The organism is Dietzia sp. E1, assembly GCF_014145015.1.
Lineage (GTDB): Bacteria > Actinomycetota > Actinomycetes > Mycobacteriales > Mycobacteriaceae > Dietzia > Dietzia cinnamea_A.
Map to the genome: position 1 here is coordinate 1 of NZ_JAALDU010000155.1, position 3773 is coordinate 3773.

At 72.2% G+C, this 3773-nt stretch carries 4 protein-coding genes; 2 read left to right on the forward strand and 2 right to left on the reverse strand.

Annotation, left to right across the window (positions count from 1 at the left end):
- The first annotated feature begins 142 nt into the window (after window positions 1-142).
- Both glsA and lysS read left to right on the forward strand, forming a co-directional pair.
- On the forward strand, window positions 143-1102 hold the full coding sequence (glsA, locus tag G6030_RS06360; RefSeq protein WP_182642551.1) for a glutaminase A: 960 nt from the start codon (window positions 143-145) through the stop codon (window positions 1100-1102).
- A gap of 21 nt (window positions 1103-1123) precedes the next feature.
- Window positions 1124-2758 (forward strand): lysine--tRNA ligase, encoded by a 1635-nt coding sequence (gene lysS / locus G6030_RS06365; RefSeq protein ID WP_182642552.1) that lies wholly within the window; start codon window positions 1124-1126, stop codon window positions 2756-2758.
- Here the strand turns inward: lysS and G6030_RS06370 are convergent.
- Window positions 2755-3387 (reverse strand): DUF1801 domain-containing protein, encoded by a 633-nt coding sequence (locus tag G6030_RS06370; protein WP_182642553.1) that lies wholly within the window; start codon window positions 3385-3387, stop codon window positions 2755-2757. The genes lysS and G6030_RS06370 overlap by 4 nt on opposite strands.
- A gap of 6 nt (window positions 3388-3393) precedes the next feature.
- Window positions 3394-3773, reverse strand: a 380-nt coding sequence (locus tag G6030_RS06375; RefSeq protein WP_182642554.1) for a L,D-transpeptidase, incomplete at its 5' end; no start/stop codon positions are given.

Genomic DNA, 3773 nt, shown 5'->3' on the forward strand with positions numbered 1-3773 from the left:
GGTGGACGGCGGCCACGACGCGCTGCGCGCCGCCCGGGCCCTGGCCCTGCTCTCGGACGCCGAGCACCTGCTGCGCGAGCGCTCCGCCATCTCCGCGCACTGACCGGGGGCGCCCTGGGGCGCGCGCCGGTACGGTCGCAGAATGACGGACATCTCCGCCGACCTCCTCGCCGAGATCCTGGACGAGGTCCGCGACGACACCTCCGGGGAGCTGGTGCCGCACCTCGGCGACTACGAGCACCCGAGTCCGGACGCCCTCGCGCTGGCGGTCTGCGACATGGACGGCCGGATCGTCTCGGCCGGCGACGACGAGCTCCTGTTCGACCTGCAGTCCGCGTCCAAGCCGTTCGTCTACGCGCTCGCGTTGGACCAGAAGGGCGTCGACGAGGTCGCCGCCCGGATCGGCGTGGAACCGTCGGGCGAGGCGTTCAACGAGATCTCGCTGGAGGCGGGCACGGGCCGCGCGCCCAACGCCCTGGTCAACGCCGGCGCGCTGGCGGCACATGCGCTGGTGGGGGACGAGGACGACGACGAGGAGTCCCGTTTCGAACAGATCAGGGGGTTGTTCACCCGCCTGGTGGGCCGGGAGGTCGAGGTGGACGAGGAGATCCTCGAGATCGAGTCCCGGAGCGCCAACCGGAACCAGGCGCTGGCGCATCTGCTGGCCGAGGCGGGCAGTCTGGCGCAGGACCCGCACGAGGTGGTCGCGGGGTACAGCCGGCAGTGCGCGATCCAGGTCGACACGCGCGAGCTGGCCCACATGGCCGCGGTGCTCGCGAACCGGGGACAGGCACTGGACGGCGACGAGCAGATCCTGGGCCACCGGGCGGTGCGCTACGCCAACAGCGTGATGTTCACCTGCGGCATGTACGACGCGGCCGGCGACTGGGTCTACCAGGTGGGCCTTCCCGCCAAGAGCGGGGTGTCGGGCTGCCTGTTCGCCGTGGTCCCCGGGCGGCTCGGGGTGGCGGCGTACTCGCCCCGGCTGGACGAGCACGGCAACAGCGTGCGGGCGGCCGCCGCGATCGAGGAGCTCTCGGACCGACTGCACCTGCACGTGTTGGACGAGGTGGGTGGCTACGGGTTCGATCCCGCCGCGTAGGGACGACTATCCTCGTCAGTCGTGACCGACTCGACTCCCGCCGCGCCCGGGGCCGCCACCGGTGAGCCCGCCGACGACACCCCTGAGCAGCTGCGTATCCGCCGCGACAAGCGGCAGCGCCTCCTCGACTCCGGGGAGCAGGCGTATCCCGTCGAGGTCCCCCGCACCCACGGGCTCGCCGAGATCGCCTCGGACCCGCGCTTCGCCGCGTTGGAGCCGGGGGAGGAGACCGACGTCGAGGTGTCGGTGGCCGGCCGGGTGCTGTTCGTCCGCAACACCGGCAAGCTGTGCTTCGTCCGTCTCCAGGACGGGATCGACCCGTCGGCGGACCTGTCCACCCCGGTGCCGGAGGGCGAGTCCGGGCCGCTGACGCCGCAGCTGCAGGCCATGCTGTCGCTGGCCAACGTGGGCCAGGAACGACTCGACGCGTGGAAGCAGGATGTCGACCTCGGCGACCACGTCTCGGTCACGGGCCGCGTGGTGCGCTCCAAGCGCGGCGAGCTGTCGGTGATGGCCGACTCCTGGGTGCTGGCGGCCAAGGCCCTGCGCCCGCTGCCAGTCGCGCACAAGGAGCTGAGCGAGGACACGCGCGTCCGCCAGCGCTACACCGACCTCATCATGCGCGACACCGCGCGCCGCAACGCGCTGACGCGCATCAAGGTCGTGCGCGCGCTGCGTGACGCGCTGGAGAAGCGCGGCTTCCTCGAGGTGGAGACGCCGATGCTGCAGACGCTGCACGGCGGCGCCGCGGCCCGGCCGTTCGTCACCCACTCCAACGCGCTGGACCTGGACCTGTATCTGCGCATCGCGCCCGAGCTGTACCTCAAGCGCTGCGTGGTGGGCGGGATCGAGCGCGTCTTCGAGATCAACCGCAACTTCCGCAACGAGGGCGTGGACTCCTCCCACAGCCCGGAGTTCGCGATGCTGGAGACGTACCAGGCCTACGGCGACTACGACACCTCGGCCACGATGATCCGCGAGGTCATCCAGGAGGTCGCCACCGCGGTGTTCGGCTCGACCACGGTCACGCTCGCCGACGGCACCGAGTACGACCTGGGCGGTCAGTGGCGCGAGATGCGCATGTACCCGTCCCTCAACGAGGCGCTGCGGGCGAAGCACCCGGACCTGGTCGGTGACGACGACGAGGACCTCGTCACCGTCGAGTCGACCGTCGACGAGCTCACGGAACTGGCCGGGAAGGTCGGGCTGGAGGTCCCCAGCGGCAAGGGGTGGCTGCACGGCAAGCTCGTCGAGGAACTGTGGGAGCACCTGTGTGCCGACCAGCTCGAGGGGCCCGTGTTCGTCCGTGACTTCCCCGTCGAGACCTCCCCGCTGACGCGCGACCACCGCACCGACCGCGGGGTCACGGAGAAGTGGGACCTCTACGTCCGCGGGTTCGAGTTGGCCACCGGCTACTCCGAGCTGGTGGATCCGGTGATCCAGCGACAGCGCTTCGAGGACCAGGCCCGCCTGGCCGCGGCCGGCGACGACGAGGCGATGGTGCTCGACGAGGACTTCCTCGCCGCGATGGAGCAGGGCATGCCGCCGACGACCGGGCTCGGCATGGGGATCGACCGGCTGCTCATGGCCCTGACCGGGCTGGGCATCCGCGAGACGATCCTCTTCCCGATGGTCAAGCCGCTCCCGCGCGACTAGGCGCGGCCCCGGGCCCAGGCCGCCCCGACCATCTCGCGCAGGACCTGCTCGTCGACGCGGTCGAGCCTGGTGACATAGAGGCAGCCCTTGCCGGTCCTGTGCGGACCGAGCCGGGCGAGGAGGTCGTCCTCGTCGGGCAGGCTGAGGAGTCCGTAGAGCGTCAGGCTCGAGGCCCGGGGGCTGAAGCCCACGACGAACGTGTCGCCCTCCCGGCCGCTGTCGTAGACGTAGTGGTGGTGACCGTAGCCGACGATCGACCCGGCCCACGTCACGGCCTCCGCCCCGGTGGCGTCGTCGAACAACTCGAGCAGCCGCAGGCCGTCCTCGGCCCGGCGGGCGGTGGGCAGATCCGCGATCCAGTCGCGGGGGGAGGCCGCGCCGGGCAGGAACGCGGAGTTGTCGTTGCGGCCGGTGGGCGCGGGCCGGGCCACGGGGTCCGCGAACGCGTGCCCCGCGGCGGCCATCGCGTCCCGCAGGACGCCGAGCTGGGACGGCCCCACGCCGTGCAGGGCCAGGATCTCCTTCTCGGGTAGGCCGTCGAGCTGGCGCAGATCGGTGATCCCGGCGGCGGCGAGCGCCCGGGTGGCGGGGGCCGAGAGGCGCGGGAGGGGTGACGGGGAGCCGGTCATGTCGGTTCAGAACGCGACGACCTCGTCGCCGACCTGTAGGTGGTCGAAGAAGTGCGCGGCGGCGTGTCGGCCCAGGTGCACACACCCGTGCGAGGGCTCGTCCAGGCGCCCCTGATGGAAGGCCATCCCACCCACGGTGAAGTAGGTCGAGTACGGCATGGGCGAGTCGAAGAGCCGACTGTGGTCGTGACGCACGTGCCGCAGCACGTGGTGCGTGCCGCGGGTGGTCTCGTACCCCGGCTTCCCGGTCGTGACGGGGACCGGCCCGTACGTGACGCGGCCCGCGTCGACCATCCACGCCCGCTTGCCGTCCACGTCGACGCACGCCCGGGCGCTGGGCGGGCACTGCGGGGGCGCGGGGGCGTCGGTCGCCGCCGGTGGCCCGG

What these genes read in the sequence shown, in the direction of transcription:
- G6030_RS06370 (WP_182642553.1), bottom strand. Translation starts at nt 3,387, where the DNA reads ATGACCGGCTCCCCGTCACCCCTCCCGCGCCTCTCGGCCCCCGCCACC.
- glsA (WP_182642551.1), top strand. Translation starts at nt 143, where the DNA reads ATGACGGACATCTCCGCCGACCTCCTCGCCGAGATCCTGGACGAGGTC.